This window comes from Aquirufa esocilacus (assembly GCF_042715595.1).
Lineage (GTDB): Bacteria > Bacteroidota > Bacteroidia > Cytophagales > Spirosomataceae > Aquirufa > Aquirufa esocilacus.
Map to the genome: position 1 here is coordinate 225125 of NZ_JBBKXX010000003.1, position 23463 is coordinate 248587.

The 23463-nt window shown below is 38.9% G+C and carries 15 protein-coding genes and 1 tRNA gene; 6 read left to right on the plus strand and 10 right to left on the minus strand.

Annotation, left to right across the window (positions count from 1 at the left end):
* Window positions 1-420: 420 nt before the first annotated feature.
* The 7 genes from SKC37_RS09585 to SKC37_RS09615 all read right to left on the minus strand — a co-directional run bounded on the left by SKC37_RS09585 (window position 421) and on the right by SKC37_RS09615 (window position 12327).
* Entirely contained in the window at window positions 421-1878 is a 1458-nt protein-coding gene (locus SKC37_RS09585) for a glycoside hydrolase family 32 protein (protein WP_269007214.1), read from the minus strand.
* Between the two features lie 101 nt (window positions 1879-1979).
* Window positions 1980-3686 carry a RagB/SusD family nutrient uptake outer membrane protein gene (locus tag SKC37_RS09590; RefSeq protein WP_269007215.1) on the minus strand — a complete coding sequence of 569 codons (1707 nt, stop codon included), beginning with the start codon at window positions 3684-3686 and terminating at the stop codon, window positions 1980-1982.
* Between the two features lie 60 nt (window positions 3687-3746).
* A complete protein-coding gene (locus SKC37_RS09595) occupies window positions 3747-6884 on the minus strand; it encodes a SusC/RagA family TonB-linked outer membrane protein (RefSeq protein ID WP_377981267.1) in 3138 nt (1045 codons plus the stop codon).
* Between the two features lie 26 nt (window positions 6885-6910).
* Complete coding sequence (locus tag SKC37_RS09600; RefSeq protein WP_377979256.1) at window positions 6911-7831, minus strand: carbohydrate kinase family protein; 921 nt, start codon at window positions 7829-7831, stop codon at window positions 6911-6913.
* Between the two features lie 4 nt (window positions 7832-7835).
* The gene (locus SKC37_RS09605; RefSeq protein ID WP_269007218.1) at window positions 7836-9152 is read right to left on the minus strand and encodes a sugar porter family MFS transporter; all 1317 of its coding nucleotides are present in this window, start codon (window positions 9150-9152) and stop codon (window positions 7836-7838) included.
* Between the two features lie 192 nt (window positions 9153-9344).
* The gene (locus tag SKC37_RS09610; RefSeq protein ID WP_377981268.1) at window positions 9345-12050 is read right to left on the minus strand and encodes a substrate-binding domain-containing protein; all 2706 of its coding nucleotides are present in this window, start codon (window positions 12048-12050) and stop codon (window positions 9345-9347) included.
* Window positions 12051-12250: 200 nt separating this feature from the next.
* Window positions 12251-12327, minus strand: a tRNA-Asp gene (locus tag SKC37_RS09615).
* 75 nt (window positions 12328-12402) lie between these two features.
* Between SKC37_RS09615 and SKC37_RS09620 the strand changes: the two genes are divergently transcribed.
* The 5 genes from SKC37_RS09620 to SKC37_RS09640 all read left to right on the plus strand — a co-directional run bounded on the left by SKC37_RS09620 (window position 12403) and on the right by SKC37_RS09640 (window position 16254).
* Window positions 12403-12930, plus strand: coding sequence for a DinB family protein (locus tag SKC37_RS09620; protein WP_377981269.1), 528 nt, complete (start codon window positions 12403-12405; stop codon window positions 12928-12930).
* Between the two features lie 8 nt (window positions 12931-12938).
* A complete protein-coding gene (gene dapF, locus SKC37_RS09625) occupies window positions 12939-13712 on the plus strand; it encodes a diaminopimelate epimerase (protein ID WP_377981270.1) in 774 nt (257 codons plus the stop codon).
* Between the two features lies 1 nt (window position 13713).
* Window positions 13714-15450, plus strand: a complete 1737-nt coding sequence (locus SKC37_RS09630) for a phospho-sugar mutase (RefSeq protein WP_377981271.1) — start codon at window positions 13714-13716, stop codon at window positions 15448-15450.
* A 154-nt stretch (window positions 15451-15604) separates the two neighbouring features.
* Window positions 15605-15922 carry a hypothetical protein gene (locus SKC37_RS09635; protein WP_377981272.1) on the plus strand — a complete coding sequence of 106 codons (318 nt, stop codon included), beginning with the start codon at window positions 15605-15607 and terminating at the stop codon, window positions 15920-15922.
* Between the two features lie 155 nt (window positions 15923-16077).
* The gene (locus SKC37_RS09640; protein WP_377981273.1) at window positions 16078-16254 is read left to right on the plus strand and encodes a hypothetical protein; all 177 of its coding nucleotides are present in this window, start codon (window positions 16078-16080) and stop codon (window positions 16252-16254) included.
* Window positions 16255-16386: 132 nt separating this feature from the next.
* On the opposite strand, the gene SKC37_RS09645 is transcribed toward SKC37_RS09640, so the two are convergent.
* Window positions 16387-17979: a peptide chain release factor 3 gene (locus SKC37_RS09645; protein WP_377981274.1), complete on the minus strand. Its 1593-nt coding sequence runs from the start codon at window positions 17977-17979 to the stop codon at window positions 16387-16389.
* A 145-nt stretch (window positions 17980-18124) separates the two neighbouring features.
* On the opposite strand from SKC37_RS09645, the gene SKC37_RS09650 reads away from it, so the two are divergent.
* Window positions 18125-18847 (plus strand): DUF3800 domain-containing protein, encoded by a 723-nt coding sequence (locus SKC37_RS09650; RefSeq protein WP_377981275.1) that lies wholly within the window; start codon window positions 18125-18127, stop codon window positions 18845-18847.
* Window positions 18848-18966: 119 nt separating this feature from the next.
* On the opposite strand, the gene SKC37_RS09655 is transcribed toward SKC37_RS09650, so the two are convergent.
* Both SKC37_RS09655 and secDF read right to left on the minus strand, forming a co-directional pair.
* Window positions 18967-20418: an APC family permease gene (locus SKC37_RS09655; protein ID WP_377981276.1), complete on the minus strand. Its 1452-nt coding sequence runs from the start codon at window positions 20416-20418 to the stop codon at window positions 18967-18969.
* Between the two features lie 66 nt (window positions 20419-20484).
* Window positions 20485-23415 (minus strand): protein translocase subunit SecDF, encoded by a 2931-nt coding sequence (gene secDF, locus SKC37_RS09660; RefSeq protein ID WP_377981277.1) that lies wholly within the window; start codon window positions 23413-23415, stop codon window positions 20485-20487.
* Window positions 23416-23463 lie beyond the last annotated feature (48 nt).

Sequence of the window (23463 nt, forward strand, 5' to 3'; positions counted from 1 at the left end):
TATGAATACGAGGTTTCAATGTTGGGTGCTTGGGTTTGCTTTTTGGTTTTATCCCACGTCTTTCATTCTGGGTACACCAATTTTATTTAGCTTAGGACCAAGTTTAATTGCAGCAAATGTTTCCATAATTAAATGCCTTAAAGTAATAAAAATGATCTCAAAAATTTGACAACCCTTTTAAAATAAATGATAGTTCCAGTAGCCTCATAAGGCGGGATCAACCATTTATATAAAAAATAAAAAGGAACCGTATTTACCATTTCAAAACAACCTACAGATTTTTTTAAGGTACGAACAGGGAATAATTCTTTCCTGAATATTCTTTTTTATTACTTTTTAATCGAAAATTAATAATTCGAATATTTGGGAACAATTAATGAATAATTAAACCAAATGGAATAAATTAAACTTGGTGCCTTGTTAATCTTTTAACAAAGAAAGGATTATTTTCCCTCCATTTTTTTGGGGGAAAACCAAATCAGTCAATACGGCTTCACCTTCATTGGCGAATACTTCAACAATTGAATTATCTACAAAAATATCCAGTTTCAGGACGCCATTTTGGGGAACCGCCTGCATAGTTTCGATACTTGTGAAATTTTTGTTAAAGTCAATTTTTCCAGACTTGGTTCTGTCAAAAAACAATTTTTGAGTCATTGCATTATAAGTTAGCACACATTTCTCTTCCTCATTTTTTAGCAATTCCATTGCAAAACCATTGGAATTTCCTAAGTCAATAACTAAGCCTAGTTTGTAGGAATTATTTTTCATTTCCCAAGTTTTCGGTTTTGTCAATTCACTCGCTTTCAGTTTTAACTCTTTGGAGTGGATACGATTGGAATAGATTGGCTTTTGAACTAAACGAAATTGCCCATTTTCTTTGACCAAAGATAATTTTCGTGGCATAGAAAACATCCCTCTCCTACCTTCTGAAGGAATATCTCCTGCATAGCTCCAGTTGCTACCCCAACCCATAATGATTGGATTTTTGTCTTTTGAAGGGAGGTTTTGAAAGGGGATTGCAGCATAAAAATCTTTCCCTCGATCCAATCTTAAAACCCCTTCTTGTTTGTCTGACACGAATGATTTTCCATCAAATTCCCCTACGAAATATTGCATCCCAGTAAATTCTGTGGCCTCCGCTGCGCTCGAAACCAGCATTACCCATTTTGAATTATCTGAATTTTCGACAGGAACCTTAAATAGAGATGGACATTCCCAAATCTTTGCTACATCACCCATTTTGCCAAACTCACTCAATAATGTCCACTCTTTCAGATTTGTAGATTCATAGATCTGCACCATAAATTCCAGTGGTTTTGCAACAATCATTTTCCACTTTCCTTCCTGCATGAACACATTGGGGTCTCTGAAATCCTTCAAACCGATAGCTAAGACAGGATTCTTATCATAGAATTTCCATGTTCTTCCTTTGTCAGAACTATAAGCCAAACTTTGACTCTGTGCCATACCTTCTCCATTTTTATTTAAGTGAGAAGTATATATGGCCACCATACCTTTGGTAAAACCTTTCTCAAAAAAACCCGACGTATTTAGACTATCCACAACGGCCGCTCCTGAAAATACCATGTTAGTTGAACCATCCGCGTTCATCGTTTCAGGAATGGCAAGCGGTAGTTCTTCCCAAGTTTTAAGGTTTTTGCTCACAGCATGCCCCCAACTCATGTGCCCCCATTTATCTCCCGCTGGATTATACTGATAAAAAAGATGGTACTCTCCATCCAAATAGACTAATCCATTGGGGTCGTTCACCCAATTTTTCTCCGGAGTGTAATGGTAAGCGGGACGGTAAGTTGCAGATGGGATGCAAGCATTTAACAGGCATACAACAGCCAAAAAAGTGACTAATTTTTGCATTGATTTTGAGTTTATAATTGATGAATTAGAAAAAAATGGTAGTAGTAAAAAACTACTACCATTCGAATCATTCTTAACCTCTACTAAAATTGTTAGATGTTTTAGAAACCTGGATTTTGCTTGTATAAACCATTCGTAAAAGTGATTTCCGCTTGTGGAATTGGTAGATATTCATCCCTTCCAGCTGTAAATTTCGCTGTAGCTAAATACGGTCTTCTAACTTTCTCTTTTGAAATGTATTCATTAAGAGTTTGTTCAGCAATACCCCAACGAACTAAGTCAAAAAAACGTGAGCCTTCTGTAGCAAATTCAATTCTACGCTCCCACATTAATGCTTTCCAAGCAAAATTCTGTGTCCAGGTTGTAGATGAATAAGGCTTTACATTATACTTGGAAGCAAATGTTCCGTCTGCTTTTTTTAGTCTTCCCGTACTTGCCGCTGCTCTATTTCTGATTTGATTAATGATGTCTAAGGCTTTCTCTTGTTGTCCTAATTGAATGTAAGCTTCGGCTTGCATTAACAAGACATCATCGAAGCGTAGAATATCATAATTTTTTGCAGTTCCCATAAATGGTCCAAGTTTGAAATATGAACCACTAGAGGCCAATTGTTGAAAACGCATGGTATGAAAATTGCCATATACACCTGCATCACGTACCCAACTATTGTTGAAAGGTTTTGAATTATCATATTTATATGGGTGTCCATCGATTCCAACGGTGTGGTCAAGGCGTGGATCAACGGTTTGAGTATTTAGATTTGCATTGCTTTCATTGAATGTTTCAAAATTTGGCAAACCGTCAATATCCGTTGTATGTGCATTCACTAAGTTTTGACTAGCTGCATGAAATCCACAACATCCATATTGTGGAGCACCATGCGGATAATTCAATCCATCTTCGTAGCTCATACGTCCTGCGGTCGTTCCATCATTTACAGTAAATTGGATAGCAAAGATGGATTCTGGACCATTCTCCGTTTCCTGCAAGAAATTATCTGCAATGTCCGAGCTTAATCTATATTTCCCGGAAGAAATAACTGCTTGTGTAAGGGAAACAACCTCTTGCAATCTTGTTTTATTGATATTTACAACTTTATGAGTTGCATCTTGCTCATAAGCCTGGTACAACCGCACCTTGGCTAAATAAGCTTGAGCTGCTAACTTATTTGCACGAGCTACCTCTTGTTGTGTAGTTGGTAAATTATCAATAGCAAATTGAAAATCAGCCGCAATTTTATTCCAAGATTCATCATTACTTATCGTATTAGAAACTTTTAGAATCTCTTCATCAGAAATAGTTTCATCGAAAATAGGAATGTTTTTGTACAATCTTTTCATAACAAAGTAGCTATGCCCTCTTAAAAAACGCAATTCAGCTAAACGTATTTTTTTAGATGGATATTTGGCTTCATCTAGAGTATTTACGGCACGAAGGGCGACATTACATCTAGAAATTGACTTGAAAAGGTTTTGCCAAGAACGAGTTACAAAGGCACCAAGCGTGGGAGTAGTCAGATTATAGTGTTCTAGGGCATCTATTTCTCCAACGTCACCCGTACCACCCCCACCTTTGTAGGCATCGTCAGAACGAACACTTCCGTATACCCAGTCACTATAGATGGGTCCAATCATATCACCATTTCCAATGGCCGCATAAGCAGATGTCACCAAACCATCAATGGCCGCTGGAGAGGTCAAATCAGATGAAGACAATACACCTGTGGGTGTATAATTTAGTTCATCCTGGCAGGAGCCGAATAAAAATAGGCTCGAAACGATTATAGTTGAAACTATTATGTTTTTCATTTTTTTAAAAATTTAAGTTTTATTACCCCCTTGGAGGTCATTCATTAATTCGATTTAGTTTTAAAAAGATGCGTTAATTCCGAAAGTGAAGGTTTTTGGAATCGGCACAGGGTCAAGGTCAATACGCTCTGGATCTGGGCTCAAGTAATTCTTGCTTTTTAACCAAAATAGGTTTTCAGCCATTCCATAAAAACGAATTCTTGAAAATACAGATTTAGGAGTGAGGGTATAACCTACTTGTATGTTTCGCATTTTGAAATACGAAGTATTGACGATGAAATAGTCAGATGTACGACCTTCCCCATTGTTATCCTTCAATGTTAGAGCAGGCACATTGGTATTTGTGTTTTGGGGTGTCCATGCGTTAAATACACCGGGACCAACATTTTCTCTACTTCTCATTAAATTATTGAAAACGGTATACACATCAAAACCTTCTCTACCCGCTACACCTGAACCGAAAATAGAGGCATCGAATTTTTTATAGGTCAAATCCAATCGTAATCCATATTCAAGTGCTGGTAAAGTGGTACCAATCCAAGTTCTGTCCAAATCATCAATTCTATTATCTCCGTTAATATCCACATATCGAATTCTTCCTGGGCCAGCACCTATTTGTTTAGGAGCCGCATCTACTTCAGCTTGCGATTGGAAAAGTCCATTGGTCTTGTAACCGAAAATATCAAATTGTGAATGTCCAATAATGGTATTTACCAAGTTCCCTGCATAAGCTGGACGTACATTTTCTGGCAATTCGGTAATTTCATCTCTGAAATGTGCAAAGTTTGAAACAAGATTGAATTTCAAATCATTTCCTACTGATCCACGGTATCCTAATACAAATTCCCAGCCTTTATTTGATTTTGATGCACCATTAACTGCTTTTGATTGTCCCTCACCAAGCGTTGCCGCTACTGGTGGCGTAATCAAAATGCCGGAAGTATTACGCGTGAAATAATCAAATGATCCGAAAATTTTATTGTTCAAAATAGCATAATCTAGACCTACGTTAATTTCATCTGTAGTTTCCCACTTTAATCCCGAATTGGCCGCTTGTGTTTGAACGAATCCTGAAGGCAATGTCCCGGTATTAGCTCCTGACAAAGAATAAGCTGTACCGATGTTCATATATTGTTCCCAAAAACCACCCACTAATTGAGCCTGAGTTGTTCCGTATCTTGTATCAAATAAACCAAAACGAGCTAAATCACCAATTTGTTGATTACCTACACGACCTACGCCGACTCTTGCCTTGAGTTCAGAGAAAATTTTATTACTCTTCATGAAATTCTCTTGGTCAATTCTCCAACCTAAAGAGGCTGCAGGGAAAATTCCATATTGATTATCTGAACCAAAACGAGATGAACCATCACGACGAATTGTAACCGCAGCTAAATATTTATCTGAAAAATTATAATCAACACGAGCAAATTGAGAGAATAAACGACTTCCTGTAGAACCTCCTGAAACAGTGGTGTTTCCTGTTCCAGCATTTAGCGTAAAATAATCTTCTGATTGAAGAGCAAATCCTTCTTTCTTCGTGAATTGAAAATCCAAATCTGTTTTGATATATTCAGTACCAACTAAAAATTTGAACTGATTCTTCGCATTCAAATCCCAATTATAACGCAATGTATTTGACCAAGTAGTACTGATGTAATGATTTTGGTCAAAAGCTAAGCTATTTGTCGTACGGTTAAAAGCACCTTCCGAAAATGTAGGCGTTATCACCTTATTTAAGTATGTCGCGTTATCAACGCCCAAATTCGATTTAAAAAAGAGATTTTTGATCGGCTGAATTTCTACGAAAATATTTCCAAATGAACTCAAACGATTTGCATTGTTCCATTTCGCAAGTTCTTGCATGTGCAAAGGGTTATTTCTATCCGAATAGCCACCGCCTGATGCACCCGCATAGGTTTTGCCGTCTTTCTGAAAAACAGGAATGGTAGGGACTAGCGTAGCAGCTAAAAAAGTAGTTGAAGCACCTCCCAAATCTCTTGCAGTAAGTGTTTCATTTGAATTCGCGACACGAAGATTAACACCAAACTTTAATTTATCATTGAATGCACGCGTCATGGCGTTGATGCTTCCGCTCAAACGGTCGTAGTTCGTATAACGCAACATCCCCGTATTTTTCAATTGCCCAATATTGATTTCTAACGAAGAATTTTTGTTGCCATAAGAAGCAGTAAAATCATTTTTTGTCACGATACCTGTTTTGTACATGACATCTTGCCAATTGGTATCACCTGCTGGTGTATTAGCGTCTCCACCTACATAAGGTTTAAGGGAAACGCCATTTAATTTTGGACTTTGGAAATTATTATTCCAGTCAAAGGAATATATATCACCATAACCAGCAGCGGGATCTTGTCCATCATTGACAGAGGCTTGCCACAAGGCTTTACCTTTATCCAAAGAGTTCAACATATTAAAACGCATCGATTTTTCTGATTGCGCAGAAATACTGCTGTTGAATTGAAATTCAATTTTTCCGTCTGTATTACCCCCATTTTTGGTGGTAACGATTATAACCCCATTCGAGGCTCTAGCTCCATAAATAGATTCCGCCGAAGCGTCTTTCAATACTTGAACTGATTCGATATTGGCTGGATTCATGTTTTGGAACACCTCAGGACGAGTAGTTGGAATTCCATCTATGATATAAAGCGGGTCGTTATTTCCTAAAGTATTGGCTCCACGAATCAAAATTCGGGAGTTACTTCCATTAGGAGAACCATCTTTTTCAATATACAAACCAGGTACACGCCCCTGCAAAGATTGCATCGGGTTACCTGAGCTGATATTTTTGATGGGTTTCAAATCAACCACCACCACTGATCCAGTCAAGTCTTGTTTTCTTTGAGATGTATAACCAACTACTACTACTTCGCTCAATTCTTTTCCATAAGCTAAGGTAATTTGTACATCGCTAACTCCTTTAATGGATACGTCCTGTTTTTCATACCCACTAAAACTTACTTGAATAGTAGAAGCACTTTCAGAAACTGAAACTGAAAACTTGCCATTTACATCGGTGATTGCACCAATTTTTGTACCAGTCACTAGTACACTTGCACCGATGAGAGGCACATTATTGTCGCCTCCTCGGACCGTGCCAGTCACCTGGCGTTGGGCATAAGCCGCTTGTAATGTTAAAAACATCACAATAAAAGATAATAGGGTTTTTTTCATAATTTGAATTGTTTTAATTGTATGTATTAAACTTTACTAAAAGGAACTCGTACTGAATGATTATTTATTAAAAGCTGAATTTGTTCTTTGGAAATAAGAGGAGAAGCTCCATGGTGGGTGGCCACAAATGCTCCCACTGCACATGCTTCAATCAGGGCATTTTCTAGGGCGACGTTTTTTAAGAAATTTGAGATAAAGGAGGCTAAAAAAGAATCACCGCTGCCAATTGTATCCACTACATCAACCACAAATCCCGAACTGTGGAAAAACTCCTTTTGATGTAAAAGCATTGCTCCATCTTCACCCTGTGTTACACAAATCGTATCGATGTTAAATAATTCGGACAAATGATTTAGGTTTTCTTGAATTGTCCCTTTGGTACAAAACCAGCCTGATATTTCATCTAATTCAAGGTGATTAAGTTTCAGAAAATCTGCTTTTTTCAGTAAAAACGTGATAGTTTCTTTGTTGTAATAAGGTGGGCGTAAATTAATGTCCAACACTTTAAACTTTGCCACCTCCAAGAGTATTTTAAGTGTATTAAAGGTTTCCTCTGACCTGGCTGAAAGACTTCCAAAGACGAAACAATCCGAATGTTTAACTGCTTCCAATGCATCATTTTCTACTCCGATATAATCCCAAGCTACGGGTTTGACAATTTTGTAGCTAACATTATTTTTATCTTCAATATTCACTTTCACAACACCAGTTAGGTGCGTTTGTCCGTGTTGGATAAATTGCGTTGATAGCCCATTATCTTTTATAAATCTGAGCAACTCATTCCCTAAATCATCTGTGCCCACTCTACTAATGATTACAGCATTATTACCCATATTTTTCAATTGAATAGCAACATTCATGGGGGCTCCACCAGGCATTTTTCCTGTAGGAAGCATATCCCAAAGCATTTCGCCAAAGCAAATGATCTTGTTTTTATGAATCTGCATATTTCTAGTGCGTAATTATTATGTTATCCATGTTTTCAAGTGATTTTCCTTTAGTTTCAGGCATGAGTTTCCATACAAAAAGCAATTGTAAAACCATCATAGAAGCAAAAAAGGCAAAGACGATCCCACCCCCAAAGGTTTCAGCAAAATAAGGGAAGGTAAAAGTGATGAAACTCGCCATTAGCCAATGTGTAAAACTGCCTAAGGCTTGTCCATTAGCTCGGACTTCATTAGGAAATATTTCCGAGATAAACACCCAAATAACTGCTCCTTGAGAGAAACCAAAGAAAGAGATATACGCGAAAAGATAAAAAGGAACATTTAAACTCATTTGTTGGCTAAATAATGCCTGAGAAACCAAAATAAGTGTAAGAATAAGTCCGACGGAGCCTACCTTCATTAAGGTTCGGCGTCCAAAATGATCAATCATCGAAATACCTAACAATGTAGAAATGAGGTTCATTAGCCCAATTCCCGCCGAAGACAATAAAGCCGAATCTTTACCAATACCTCCCATTTCAAAAATGCGAGGAGCGAAATATATAATGGCATTGATACCAGAAACTTGGTTAAATACCGCAAATAACACTGCTAACAAGATTGGCCGATTATAGGCTTTTTGGAACAAAACTACTTTCGCTTTAGTGGTATTTTTCTGGATTGAGACGATGATCTTCTCAGCAGCATCTTTGTCAATAGAATGAAGAATAGTTCGTGCGGTGGAAACATCTCCTCTTTGAAGTATCAACCAGCGTGGGCTTTCAGGAATTAACATAACCGTAATGGTAAAAATAAGCGAAGGGAAGGCTTGCACTCCTAACATCCAACGCCACTCATTTTCACTTATACCAGATAAAAAGTAATTTGATAGGTAGGCCATTAAAATCCCTAAAACGATATTGAACTGAAACATCGCTACCAAACGTCCGCGCTTGTGAGCTGGAGCGATTTCGGATATATACAAGGGAGCAACGACCGATGAAACACCAACTCCTAGACCGCCCATAAATCTGAATATTAAAAATACCGACCAATCGAAAGCATAAGCGGTACCTAAAGAAGAAAGCAAATAAAGAATGCCGATAATGAAAAGCGATTTTTTTCTGCCAAATTTATCGGCAAGAATACCACCAATTAGAGAGCCTACAACAGTACCTATTAAAGCAATGGAAACGGTCACTCCGTGTTCTAAGGAATTGAGTTCCCAAAGTTTTTGAAGTGTTTGTTCAACACCAGAAATTACTGCCGTATCGAAGCCAAAAAGAAAACCGCCCAAAGAAGCTGAGAGCGACCAGAAAAATATTTTAATATTTTGATTCATTACAAACTTGTTACGTTTTTAATGAATCAAAATTAGAGCAATACTTTAGGGTAGGATATTAGAATTCTTTCAAATACTTACAGTTCTGTAACAATTTTTAAGTACTTTATTATCAGCACTTTATATAATATTTAAAGAGAGATCAATCTCATAATACAAGGATTGTAACACGAAATACCAAAATTGATACATTTAACTATTCCGCCAATCACTTGGCGTCTTATCTGTCTTTTGTTTGAAGAAGGTCGTAAAATAACTTGGGGTACTGAAGCCTAACTCGTAAGCAATCTCGGAAATGTTTTTTTCATGATCATTTAAGAGAATCTTTGCTTTTCGCAATTTATAATCAGCAATGTAATCCGCCACATTTCGGTTTGTCAAGGCTGATACTTTTCTAAATAACTGAACTCTGGACATTCCTAACTCTTGACTTAATTTCTCGACTGATAGTGAACTGTCTTGAATATTCTTTTCGATTAATGCTTCAAATTCAATTAAAAATCTTCTTTCTCCTTTCTGAACTTGATTGGGATGAATAACTTCAGTTGAGAATCTGCGTCTCATACGTTCTCGATTTTCAACCAAACCTTTCAATTTTTCCTCTAATAATTGCTGGTTGAACGGTTTTAAAATATAATCATCCGCCCCAGCTTTTGTCCCTTCAATTTGACTTTCAATTTGACTTTTAGCAGTCAATAAAATTACCGGAATGTGAGAGGTTCTGAAATCAGATTTTACCCTCTGTGTCAAAGCAAAGCCATCCATACCAGGCAACATCACATCACAAATAATTATGTCAGGAATACAGGTTAAAATTTCTTGCCAACCATCTTCTGCGTTATCCGTAGCAACTACTGTATAGTTTTTTCCTAATTTTCGGGTTAGAAATTGGTTCAAATCATGATTGTCTTCAATCAAGATTATCGTATTCTCAAACGTGAGTTGCGTATTATTTTCTATCATCAGAGCACTATCCTCCTCAAATTCAGTATTATTTTTAGAAGAAACTAGTACAGGATTATCTAACAAAAGGTGCTTTACCTCCATGATAGGAAGTACAATTCTGAAGGTGGTCCCTTTGCCTTTTTCTGAATTTATCGTGATTTCTCCCTTGTGCAAGGCAACAAACTCTTGTGAAAGAGCCAAGCCTAATCCTGTTCCTAAAGAAATATTTTTGTTTCCTCTGTAAAACAAATCAAAAGCATTAGCTTTTTCTTCGGGGGTCATACCGATCCCATTATCGGCAATGTTTATTTCAATTTTATCTATATTTCTTAAAATTGACACGTGAATCAAGCCCCCATCTGGGGTGTATTTGAAAGCATTTGAAATGAGATTGAATAAGACCTTGTCTAATTTTTCAGGATCAAATCCGAATTGAATCTCTTTAAAAGGACTAATAAATTGAAGGTCAATCTGTTTTTGTTTTGCCTTTAAATTAAAATCTTGTACTATATCTTTGATAAAAGCAACTAAATCATTTTGTCCAATTTCTAATTCCATTTTCCCTGCATCCAACTTTCTCATCTCTAAAAATTGATCAACGAGACGTAATAGGCGATAAGCATTTTTATTGATCAATTTTAGAGTTAATTGTATTTCCTTTAAGTCGGTACTTTTTCTTTGCAACAAATCCTCAGTCGGAGTAAGGATCAGGCTCAAAGGTGTTTTGAATTCATGTGAAATATAGGAGTAAAACCTCATTTTGTCTTCTGTTGCTTTTTTTGCTAAAAGAGACACTTTTTCTATTTCATTTTTTTGTTCGAGAATTGCCAAATTTTGCTCTTCTAAAATTCGATTAGACTGCTGTTTTTCATCTAAAAGAAAATATAGAAAAACCCCTAAAACAACCATAAACGTAAGCAAAGCAGTTATAAAATATAAAAGGTTTCCTTGGGTTGAGTAGGTTTTATTCAAATCATTAATTTTTAATGTTTCCCGCTCAATTTCAACTTGTTGTTCTTTTATTTTCTGGATTTGGGATAACATAATATTGACATTATCCGATGTTATCACATTTGTCAAAAGCTTCGTTTCTTTATTATAGGCTTGTCTATTAAGAATTTTAACAGCGGTTTGGATTACCTCAGCGCCACCCGTAGGATACAATAAAGTGGCATTTAATGTGCCATTTTTAACCAATTGCATACCATTTATCACCGGAATTGCATCAATACCAACAAAGAATAAGTCTTTTGCTTTCCCTAATTTTTGGGCCGTCCGATAGGCAGATAATGCTAAAAAATCAGTGTGCGCGAAAATAATATTCGTTTCAGGGTGATTTTTTAATGTACCTGCTAATTTCTTATTTATATCTAATTCGATATTTTTGACTTCGAGAGTCGCCACTTTATTCAGTTCGGGATAAAGGTTAATAGCCTCATTAAATCCACGATTTCTTTCGATGGCAGGTGAAGAGGTCATTTCCAATTCTAATTCAATGACATTCCCTCGACCTTTAAACTGACTAGCGATAAACTTGCCTGCCGTTTTTCCTATTTCATAGTTATCTGCTCCAATGAAAGCAGAATATTGTTCGGAATTAGTTTTTCGATCAACATAAATTACTGGAATCCCCGACTTATATATTTCATCGATAGCAGTGGAAAAGGACTTGGATTCGTTGGGAGAAATAATTAATAAGTCAATTTTTTGCTTATCAATTTCCTTAATCTGTTCTAATTGCTTTTTAGTGTCACTATACGATTCAATGATTTCAAACTTAATATCTGGATGAAATGCCAACTCCCTTCTCATTTCACTATTCATCACATTTCGCCAATCATCGTGACAGCATTGTAAAAAAACAATACGGTATTTGTATTCTTTTTTGAAGGAACATGAATTAGCAATCAGAATAATAAAAGCTAAAAGAAGCGAATTAATAAAAGTCTTCATTCAATAAAATTGGGGAATCCTTCCTAAATATACTTATGAAAAATAGACAAATACTATGAATAATGTTACAAAGTATATTTAATCAGGAGTCTTAAAGTGAAGGAATATTTACTTTAAATAAAAATAGAATTTATTTATAGCACCCGATTTAGCACCGGGCATAAAAAAAGTCCCTGAAAATCAGAGACTTAATTTGTAGTTGGCGGTCCGGACGGGACTCGAACCCGCGACCCCATGCGTGACAGGCATGTATTCTAACCAACTGAACTACCGGACCGTCTTGTAATTGGTGGCACAAAATTAGGGATTTTCTGCTTTGAAACAATACCTTTGGGTAAAAAAATAAGAAAATATGCATTTACCTGCTAGCTACGAATACCCGAATGCTCCGTATTTCGCTGAATATCTGAGTTTTGAGAAAGAAGAAAATTTATTCGAAGTATTGAAAAATCAGTCCAAAGAAATCATCGACTTGTATGATAATTTACCTAAAGGTCAAGCAGAGTTCGCCTATGCAGCAGGAAAGTGGAGCCTGAAAGGTTTATTAGGACATATGGTTGATACGGAAAGAATCTTTTCATACCGCGTTTTGGCACTATCCAGAGGCGAAAAAACAGCCTTACCAGGATTTGACGAAAATGAATACCAGGCGGCATCAGAATACGAAACGCAGGAAGCACTGGATATTTTAGCACAATACAAGGCTACCCGTGTCGCGACCTTAGTTTTATTGAACTCATTTTCCAGCAAGCAATGGAACCAAATGGGCCAGGCAAATGGCAAATCGATCAGTGCACGTGCATTAGCTTGGATGATTGCTGGTCATGAAAAACACCACCTTAGGATAATTAAGGAGCGATATTTAAGCCAAATTTCTTAAATTGCCTTATGCATTTTTACAAATACCAAGGAACTGGAAATGATTTTGTGGTGGTCGATGACCGCGCAAAGACTTTTGGCCTAGATCAAGAGGCGATTGCGTTGCTTTGCCACCGCCGTTTTGGGATAGGGGCTGATGGCTTTATGCTCTTGCAAGAGGCTGAGGGCTATGATTTCCGAATGGTTTATTATAATTCTGATGGAACCGAGGGGACGATGTGTGGAAATGGCGGTCGCTGTTTAGTTCGCTTTGCGGCGGATTTAGGCATTGTGACCGAGAAAGCCCACTTTATCGCGGTAGATGGGCCACATTTGGCCTACATTACTCCTGAAACCATCTCCTTACAAATGATGGATGTTCCGGGTATCGAGCAGCACAACGATGACTACTTTACGAATACGGGTTCGCCTCATTTCGTGCGTTTTACGAATCAGGTGCAGTTTTATGATGTCAAAAACACGGGCTCAGCAATTCGCTACTCCGAGGCATACCAGCCTATGAATGGTACGAATGCAAACTTCGTTGAAAAATTAGATGACCAAACCCTCTTCGTACGTACGTATGAACGCGGCGTGGAAGATGAAACGTATTCGTGTGGTACGGGTGTGACGGCGGCGGCTTTAGTGGCCAAAACGTTTAAAAACGTACAAACTCCTATTAAAATCAAAACCCTAGGTGGTGAATTAGCGGTCAATTTCGACGGCGATGCCATCACCGGTTTTACCAATATTTTCTTGATCGGCCCAGCGAAACAAGTGTTCACTGGCACAATTTCAGCATAATATGACCTTAGATTCGACCACGCAACAAACGATTGACCAATGGCTTTCAGGCCCTTACGACGCTGAAACCAAGGCAACTATTCAAGACTTGATCGCGAAAGGCGACCAGACGACTTTGACAGACTCGTTCTATAAATCCCTGGAATTTGGAACGGGTGGAATGCGCGGCGAGATGGGTGTAGGCTCGAATCGAATGAACAAATACACAGTAGGCGCTGCCACACAAGGCTTTGCGAACTACCTGAATGCGTCTTTACCAGGCCAAAAAATCAAAGTTGCCATCGCCCACGATTCTCGCAATAATTCACCCGAATTCACGCGCATCGCAGCGGACATTTTCACCGCAAACGGCATCGAAGTCTATTTATTCCCGGCTTTGCGTCCCACACCACAACTTTCCTTTACAGTACGCCATTTAGGCTGCCAAGCAGGATTAGTGATCACGGCATCCCACAACCCAAAAGAATACAATGGCTACAAGGCCTATTGGTCTGATGGATCTCAGGTAGTTGCCCCGCACGATAAGAACATCGTGAATGAGGTGAACGCGATTACGAGCATTGCGGACATCAAATTCGAAGGAAACGATTCCCTATTGCACCTGTTAGATGGCGCAATCGACGAGGCCTACTTACAAACTATTTTAGTTAACTGCCGCCAGCCGGAAGTAATTAAACGCCAAAAAGACCTTAAAATCGTCTTCTCCCCTATTCACGGAACCGGGATTACGTTAGTGCCGCCTGCTTTGGCCCTATTAGGATTCGAAGCGGTGACGGTCGTAGAAGAGCAAGCGATTCCGAACGGAAACTTCCCTACGGTGATTTATCCGAATCCGGAGGAGAAGGAAGCCTTGACTTTGGCATTAAATAAGGCCAAAGAAATCGATGCCGACCTCGTCGTCGCCACCGACCCCGACGCAGACCGCGTAGGAGCCGCTGTGAAAAGCCCAGACGGCGAATGGGCCCTGTTAAACGGGAACCAAATGGCCAGCCTAATCCTCTATTACTTATTAAAAGTATCGGATTTAAAGGGCAACGAGTTCGCCGCGAAAACCATCGTAACGACCGATTTGATCGACAAAATGTGCGCTTCTAAAGGCGTGCCTTGCTATAATACCTTAACCGGCTTCAAATACATCGCCCAAGTGATCCGCGAATTAGAAGGAAAAGAAAAGTTCCTAGGCGGTGGAGAAGAGTCCTATGGCTATTTAATAGGAGATGCCGTGCGTGATAAGGACGCGGTGGCTTCTTGCGCGATGATCGCAGAATTAACCGCTTACGCGAAAGATCAGGGCAAATCGCTCTTCGACTTCCTAGCCGAGATGTACGTAGAAAACAATTTCTACTATGAAGGCCTTATTTCATTGACCAAAAAAGGAAAAGCCGGCGCCGAGGAGATCAAACAAATGATGATCAACTTACGCTCGAACGTCCCAGCCACGGTGGCAGGTTCGAAGCCTGTTCGCGTTTTAGACTACGAGGGTTTAGTTTCAACCGACTTATTAACAGGCAAAAAAACGCCTATCAAAGTAGGTTTAGGTATCGAAGCTTCTAATGTAATTCAATTAATTCTTGCAGACGGATCTAAAGTTTCCGCTCGTCCATCGGGTACCGAACCTAAGATTAAGTTCTATGTTTCTGTAAACGCTCCTTTAGCTTCTGCGGCAGACTTCTTTACCGTGTATGCGGAATTGCAGAAGAAAGTGGGGGTGATTCAGGGGGATTTAGGGTTGGTGTAGAGTAGAGATTATAGAGTAGAGAGAGGAGATTAAAATTTTAATTTCTGTTCTCCTATCTTTTAAAAGGGGGCCTACGGCCCCCTTTTTTTTATAATTAAAGTGATTAGTTAACTAGATTATCAGTTAATTTTCAATTTTAATCTTATTAATTAAGGTGATTGCTGAACATTTAATTGCTAAAATGATTCAGCGATATTATTTTGACACTTCCGTATTTGGCGGTTTTTTTGATCCCGAATTTTCACAAGAAACAATGCGAATTTTTGATCTCGTATTAGAAGGTGAAATTTTGTGCATCTACTCGGATTTATGTGAACAAGAATTGATTCTAGCCCCTAGTCGAATACGTAAATTAGTAGAAAAAATACCACTACAATTCAAACAGAAAATTATAGTAACTCCAGAATGCCTCGAATTAGCAGGTCATTATATTAAAAACAAGGTAGTGGGCTATACAAGTTTGGACGAATGAATTCATATCGCGACAGCTACATTACACAATGTAGATGCACTCTTGAGCTGGAACTTCAAACATATTGTAAACTCAGATAGAATTACCGGTTATAATGACGTAAATTCAGCTTATGGTTACGATAAAATTCCAATTAAATCCCCAAGGGAAATCTTATGAAAAAGGAATTACAAGTAAAGCAAGGATTTGATTCAGTGAAAACTTTTCGTCGTATTAAAACAAAAATTAGTCTAGAGATGAAAGATTTGACACCTGATCAAATATTAGCAAGACTTGCTATAGCTAGTAAGGAGTTTGAATTAAAATTGAAAGCACAAAGCAAAAAGAATTAAGCATAGAGTTAGAATCTCCCTCGAAGATAACTCTATGAAATATTGCTAAACGCATAAAAAAAGGCCTCTATTCTGAGGCCTTTTTTATACAATCTTTATTCTTTGTGCTTTATGCTCTATGCTTTTTATTTTTTATGCTAACTTAAACTCACTCGTAAAGTGGAATTCAATCTCTGGATTGTTCGTTTGATTCATGCGAAGAATCCAATCTGATTCGGCTAAGAAGACGTAGTTACCGTCTTTGTCTTGGGCGATGTTTTGGCCTTTTAGTCGGACGAATTCTTGAAGTTTTTTAGGGTCCTCTGAGGTTATCCAGCAGGCTTTGGTTACGGACATGCCGTCGAAGCGACACTTCGCGCCATATTCGTGTTCTAGGCGGTATTGGATTACTTCGTATTGAAGTTCCCCTACCGTTCCTACGATTTTACGGTTACCTAATTGGGGTTGCAAGAATAATTGGGCAACTCCCTCGTCTGTTAATTGGTCGATACCTTTCTCTAGCTGTTTGGCTTTCATCGGATCTAGGTTAATTAACTCCTTAAAAATCTCAGGGGAGAAAGAGGGAATACCTTGGTAGTTTAATACCTCGCCCTCGGTAAGGGTATCGCCGATTTTGAAGTTACCTGTATCGTAAAGACCTACTACGTCGCCTGGGAAGCCCTCTTCAATGACCTCTTTATCTTGGGCCATAAAGTTGTAAGGGTTCGCAAAACGAACGTTCTTCTTTAAACGAATGTGTTGGTAAAAAGTGTTGCGTTTGAAAGTACCTGAACAGATGCGCAAGAAAGCGATTCTGTCGCGGTGTTTCGGGTCAAGGTTCGCGTGGATTTTGAAGATAAATCCAGTGAATTTCTTTTCCTCTGGTTCTACCGTACGCACGTCTGTTCCACGCGCTTGGGTGGATGGTGCGATGCGGGTAAAGGTATCTAATAGTTCTTGAACGCCGAAGTTATTCACAGCAGAGCCAAAAAACACAGGGGCGATATCACCAGCTAGGTAATCATTGCGATCAAAGGGTTCGTAAACACCATCGATTAATTCGACATCTTCACGCAACTGATTCGCGTCTCTTTCTCCCACGCGGGTATCTAATTCAGCGGAATCAATATCGACAGCAACGACTTCTTTTTCTATTTTGGTCTTATTCGCTGAGAATAAATTCAACGACTTTTCCATGAGGTTATATACGCCTTTGAAGTTTTGGCCCATATTAATCGGCCAAGTCAATGGACGTACTGAGATGCCTAATTTTTGTTCTAATTCGTCCAAAAGGTCGAACGGGTTTTGGCCTTCGCGGTCCATCTTATTAATGAAGATGATCACGGGTGTTTTACGCATGCGGCAAACCTCCATCAGACGCTCCGTTTGTTCCTCCACACCCTTTACACAGTCAATCACTAAAATCACGGAATCCACCGCCGTTAAGGTACGGTAGGTGTCTTCTGCGAAGTCCTTGTGACCCGGCGTATCCAGGATATTGATTTTTAATTGATTGTACTCGAAAGTCATCACGGATGTTGCAACCGAGATCCCACGCTGACGCTCAATCTCCATAAAGTCAGACGTAGCGCCTTTCTTAATCTTATTCGATTTTACGGCACCGGCTGTTTGGATTGCTCCCCCGAAGAGAAGCAATTTCTCCGTCAATGTGGTTTTACCAGCATCGGGGTGAGAAATAATCCCAAAGGTTCTGCGTTTCGCAATTTCAGTTACTATCTGACTCATTCGTTCTTTATTAAAAAATCAAGGTGCAAAAATACGCCAAAATCTACTAGATAAAAAGTAAGCCTATCGTTATTAAATTTTATAAACAAGTTGGCAAAATGATAATCCAAACATTGAGTGAATTTAAATTAGGCTAAATTGAATCATGAAATATCACTTGTATTTAGATGAAACCGGAGACCATGGATTATCTTTTATTGACCCAAAATTCCCCATCTTTTTACTTTGTGGAGTATTGATATCAGACATAGAATTCTCGATTTTCCATACAAGAGCGAAAACAATAAAAACGAATTTTTGGAATACATCAGATATCATATTTCACTCTAGAGATATCAGAAAGTGTTCAAAAGAGTTTAAAATTCTTCTTGATTTAGAATTAAAATCGAGATTTCACAAAGAACTAAATTTGTTAATAAAAGAATCCATATTCTCTATCATTCCCTCCGGAATACATAAACAAAATCACATTGAAAAGTATGGCCTTATATGTAGTGACCCTTATGAGCTATGCTTATCAAACATCATTGATAATACAGTCAGAATTATAAATGGAATTGCAAATAAGCCCAATCAACTTAAAATAATCATAGAAAAAAGGGGCAAAAAAGAGGACAGTCAATTAGCAACACACCTTAACAAGATTATGGCTAATGGCACGAACAAAATTTCAAAATCGCTAATCCAAAAATTTGAAATTGACTATTCTTTTAAAAGTAAAAAAGAGAACAATAATGGACTTCAATTAGCGGATTTAATTGCCTATCCAATTGCTAAATATGCGTTAAATAATAAAAGAGAAAATCTTGCATTCGAAATTATTGAAGAAAAAATTCATCAATCACTCTCTAAGATTCTTTTAAAATAATGGCAAAAAAATAGAAGAGCCAACGGGTTACCGTTGACTCTTCTACCGACCGGGCTACACCCAATCCTCAACAAATGTACTAAAATTAAAATTTAATATTCATTGTTAACTTATAATCTTTACTCTCTCGTATTCAAGTGAGACTTTGGTCTACCGTATAAGAAGTAAACCACTAATCCAAACAATAACCAACCCAAAGCAAATAATTGAGCGGTGCGACCTAAATTGAGTATTAAGAACGCATTCACTAGGATGCCTAGTGGAGCAATGATATTCAATCCAGCCACTTTGAATGGACGATCACGATTTGGATCTCTGAAACGAAGAATCCATACCGCTAAACAAACCATAGTGAAAGCGAATAAAGTACCAAAACTAGTCATATCACCCAATAAAGAGATGGGAGTAAAACCTGCCACTAGTGAGACAACTGCTCCTACTAAGATGGTTGATTTCCAAGGTGTTTTAAATGTAGGATGAACCTCTGCAAAGAATTTAGGTAATAAACCATCTTTCGCCATGCCTAAGAACACACGTGTTTGACCTAACATCATCACGAGCATTACTGATAACAAACCAGCTGTCGCTGCTGCTGTAATGACAAAAACAGCCCAAGGTTGGTGTGCCGCACTTTCAAAAGCATAGGCAACTGGAGCCTTTAATGCCTCATCTTTAATATCCTTGTAATTCATCATCCCGGTTAACACTAAGGAAACTGCAATATACAATACCGTACAAATCAATAAAGACGCGATGATTGCGAAAGGCATATCTTTCTTCGGATTGATGGCCTCACCTGCTTGTGTTGATACGGCATCAAAACCGATGTAGGCAAAGAAGATCGCTGAAGCTCCTGAGATAATACCTCCCCAGCCATACGCTGGAAGCATTTCTCCATTTTCATGTGCAACTGTTGTCGCAGCAGGAATGAACGGAGTCCAATTATCCACATTAATATAAAAAGCTCCCATGATGATCACAAACAAGATCACGGCCACTTTCAAAATAACAATTAAGTTATTCGCTCCAGCTGCCTCTTTAATCCCTTTAACTAGGATCCAAGTCACAAACCAGACGATTACAAGAGCCGGTAAATTAACTGCTAATCCTTTATAAGAAATAGGGTCATTGGTTAAATATGCCGGTATTTCAATTTTAAAGAGACCAAGCAGCTTATTAAAATAACCGGACCAACTTACGGCGACCGTCATGGCACCCATCGCATATTCGAGGATCAATCCCCAACCAATTATCCAAGCAAATAATTCACCTACCGTTCCGTAAGCGTACGCATACGCGCTACCTTCTACCGGTAACATAGCCGCAAACTCTGCGTAGCAAAGGGCTGCGAAAATACAGCCAATACCAGCGATAACAAATGAAATAGCTAAAGCAGGACCCGCGTGATAGTGAGCGGCTGTACCTGTTAAAACGAAAACACCACCACCGATAATTGCTCCGATACCGATCGCAGTCAAACTCCATTTTCCTAATACACGCTTGAGCTCGCTTTTTTGCATGTCTTGCTCAAACATATGCATTGGTTTTTTTCTCCAAATACTGTTATTCATAGTCTTTAATTATTTAGATGAAATATAAAAATGCTGGTCACCCTTTCGAGCAACCAGCAGAACAAACTATTTCTTTTCTTTCTTCGAAGTTCCGAAGTCAATCACAATCGGTGCCGCTACGAAAATAGACGAATAAGCACCGAACACAACACCGACGAACATCGCGAAAGAGAAACCTCTTAACACGTCACCACCGAAGATTAATAACACCGTTACTACTAAGAATACCGTAGTGGCTGTCATTACCGTACGAGACATCGTGTGGTTAATCGATTCGTTGATCGTTTTGATCATCAATTCTTTGTTACCTAAGTCAGCATCCAAACCAATTTCCTCACGGATACGGTCAAATACAACCACGGTATCGTTAATCGAATAACCAATCACCGTTAATACCGCCGCGATAAATACTTGGTCGATTTCTAATTCGAAGCCAAACAAACGAACGATACCTACCATGCCTAATACCACTAAAGTATCGTGAACTAAGGCAACAATACCACCTAATGAATATTGCCATTTACGGAAACGAATCAAGATGTAGATAAAGATCGCGATCAAGGCGTAGAAGATTGACACGAATGATTGTGTCAAAATATCATCGGCTACGGTTGCTCCTACTTTGGAAGTAGAAACTACCTTAGGACCTTGTGCTGCAAATTCTTTCAATCCATTGTCTAATGCCATACGAACCGTGTTATTAGCTGTAATCGACTCATCTTCCACTAAGTAAGATGTTGTGATTTTTAGCTTAGTAGCACCGTTGAAAGTTTTCACTTCAACGCCTTTTCCACCGAAATCATCCGCTAACGCTTCTTTCACTTTGTCAGTCGGTACCGCTTGATTGAACTCAACCACGTACGAACGACCACCTTTGAAATCCACACCTAAGTTGAAACCGCCTTGCAGGAATAACACGATAGCTCCGATAGCAATTAATGACCATGAGAACCAATATGAATACTTACGCTTTCCGATGAAGTCGAAATTCATTCCTTTGAAAAGATCACGCGAGATGAATGTTTCAAAAGTCATTTCTTTCTCCTTACCTGCTTTAATCGCACGTTTAGCCATCCAATCAATTAAGATGTGAGAAATATATACCGCTGTAAATACAGACGTTACCAGACCGATACAAAGCGTTACCCCGAAACCTTTTACAGAACCAGAACCGAAGATTATCAAGATCACACCGATCAATACCGTCGTGATGTTACCATCCAAAATCGCACTTAACGCTTTTTGATAACCAGCATTAATCGCATCTAACAAGCCCTTTCCTTTGTGTAATTCCTCGCGAATACGCTCGTTAATCAATACGTTCGCATCGACCGCCATACCTAAAGTTAACACGATACCTGCGATACCAGGAAGCGTTAAAGCTGCTTGGATTTGGACTAAAACACCTGCGATAAAGAAGACGTTAAAGAACAAGGCTAAGTTCGCCATCCAACCTGGAGTACCATAGTAACCGATCATAAACACGATCACTAATAATAAACCTAAAGCCATTGACATATACCCTTGGTTGATCGACTCAGCCCCTAAAGATGGACCGATAAACGCATCTTCCACGATACGCGTAGGAGCTGGCAATTTACCCGCTTTCAATACGTTCGCTAAGTCTTTTGCCTCTTCTACCGTAAAGCTACCTGAGATCGAAGAACGACCACCTGGAATCTCACCGTTAATCACTGGTGCAGAATATACATAACCATCTAAAACGATCGCGATACGACGTCCGATATTAGCACCTGTTAAATTTTTCCAAATACGAGCACCCGTTCCGTTCATCGCCATCGTTACTTCCGCACGACCTGCTTGATCAAAATCTTGTGCTGCATCCGTGATCACATCACCTTCTAATGGAGCTGATTGACCTTCAGCTTTTTTCAGAGCCTCTAAAGAAAGGATCTCGTCGCCATTCTTCGCTGGAATTCCTTTCGCTGCCCAAGCAAACGTTAAGTTCGCAGGGAACATCGCTTTCACTTCAGCACGAGCGAATAATGCATTCACACGAGCTGTATCCTTTACATAAACACCGATGTTGTTTCCTAAAGGCAAGAATAATTTCGTTAAAGCAGAACCTGCAGACGTATCTGCTTTTGCTTTTCCAGAATCCTTAGTCGCAGGAGCTGCTGCTAATTTGTTTGCCAAAGCATTAGCCGCCGTATCCTTCGTCGCCGGAGCCGCCGCTGGTGCAGTTGCTACTGGCGCTTTCGCTTCTCTATCTAATAAAGCACCTAACGCATTTAAGCCTCCGCCATATTCGTTCAATTCATAACACTCTACGAATTCTAATTTCGCTGCACCTGATAATAATTTACGTGCACGCTCTGGATTCTCTACACCCGGTAATTCAACCTGGATACGGTTAGTACCTGGAAGACGTTGGATGTTCGGGTTAGCTACACCGAATTTATCGATACGCGCTTGGATGATCTTGTAAACGCGATCTACCGCACCGTCGATTTCTGCATCGATTACTTTCTGAACTTGTGAATCAGTTGAAGTAGACGAGATTTTACCGCGGTTCACTGAATTAGCAAATACGGATGCCAAAGTTTGGTTAGGAGCCGCCTTCGCGAATTCTTCGTAGAACAATTCGTTAAACGATTTCGTCGAAGTCGCTTGCGCCGCACCTGCCGCTGCTAAGGCTTTCTCGAATGCTGGATCGTTCGACTTACCTGACAAGGCACGTAAGATTTCTGCTGGAGAAACCTCTAAAACCGCGTGTAAACCACCTTCTAAGTCAAGACCTTTTTGCAAAGCATACTGAGTCACTTCTTGTAAGGTATATCCGATATATACCGGTTGTTTCCAAAGGGAATCAATGAAATGTAAACGCTTCGCCGCATCTACTTTGCCATCTGCCGTCGTAGCATATTGGATAGCTTGTTCTTTTAATTGATTAGACTTCCACGTAAACGATAGGAAGAAAATACATAAGGCTGAAATAATCGTAGACAGCCAAATAATGGCACTTTTGTAACGCATAACTTAAATGGTTAATGGTGAATGGTAAATGGTAAATGGTAAATGGTA

Excerpts from the sequence above, each read along its gene's own strand:
- SKC37_RS09655 (WP_377981276.1), bottom strand. The coding sequence starts at position 20,418 with ATGAATAACAGTATTTGGAGAAAAAAACCAATGCATATGTTTGAGCAA.
- SKC37_RS09600 (WP_377979256.1), bottom strand. The coding sequence starts at position 7,831 with ATGCAGATTCATAAAAACAAGATCATTTGCTTTGGCGAAATGCTTTGG.
- secDF (WP_377981277.1), bottom strand. The coding sequence starts at position 23,415 with ATGCGTTACAAAAGTGCCATTATTTGGCTGTCTACGATTATTTCAGCC.
- SKC37_RS09610 (WP_377981268.1), bottom strand. The coding sequence starts at position 12,050 with ATGAAGACTTTTATTAATTCGCTTCTTTTAGCTTTTATTATTCTGATT.
- dapF (WP_377981270.1), top strand. The coding sequence starts at position 12,939 with ATGCATTTTTACAAATACCAAGGAACTGGAAATGATTTTGTGGTGGTC.
- SKC37_RS09650 (WP_377981275.1), top strand. The coding sequence starts at position 18,125 with ATGAAATATCACTTGTATTTAGATGAAACCGGAGACCATGGATTATCT.
- SKC37_RS09585 (WP_269007214.1), bottom strand. The coding sequence starts at position 1,878 with ATGCAAAAATTAGTCACTTTTTTGGCTGTTGTATGCCTGTTAAATGCT.
- SKC37_RS09590 (WP_269007215.1), bottom strand. The coding sequence starts at position 3,686 with ATGAAAAACATAATAGTTTCAACTATAATCGTTTCGAGCCTATTTTTA.
- SKC37_RS09595 (WP_377981267.1), bottom strand. The coding sequence starts at position 6,884 with ATGAAAAAAACCCTATTATCTTTTATTGTGATGTTTTTAACATTACAA.
- SKC37_RS09640 (WP_377981273.1), top strand. The coding sequence starts at position 16,078 with ATGAAAAAGGAATTACAAGTAAAGCAAGGATTTGATTCAGTGAAAACT.
- SKC37_RS09605 (WP_269007218.1), bottom strand. The coding sequence starts at position 9,152 with ATGAATCAAAATATTAAAATATTTTTCTGGTCGCTCTCAGCTTCTTTG.
- SKC37_RS09645 (WP_377981274.1), bottom strand. The coding sequence starts at position 17,979 with ATGAGTCAGATAGTAACTGAAATTGCGAAACGCAGAACCTTTGGGATT.
- SKC37_RS09630 (WP_377981271.1), top strand. The coding sequence starts at position 13,714 with ATGACCTTAGATTCGACCACGCAACAAACGATTGACCAATGGCTTTCA.
- SKC37_RS09620 (WP_377981269.1), top strand. The coding sequence starts at position 12,403 with ATGCATTTACCTGCTAGCTACGAATACCCGAATGCTCCGTATTTCGCT.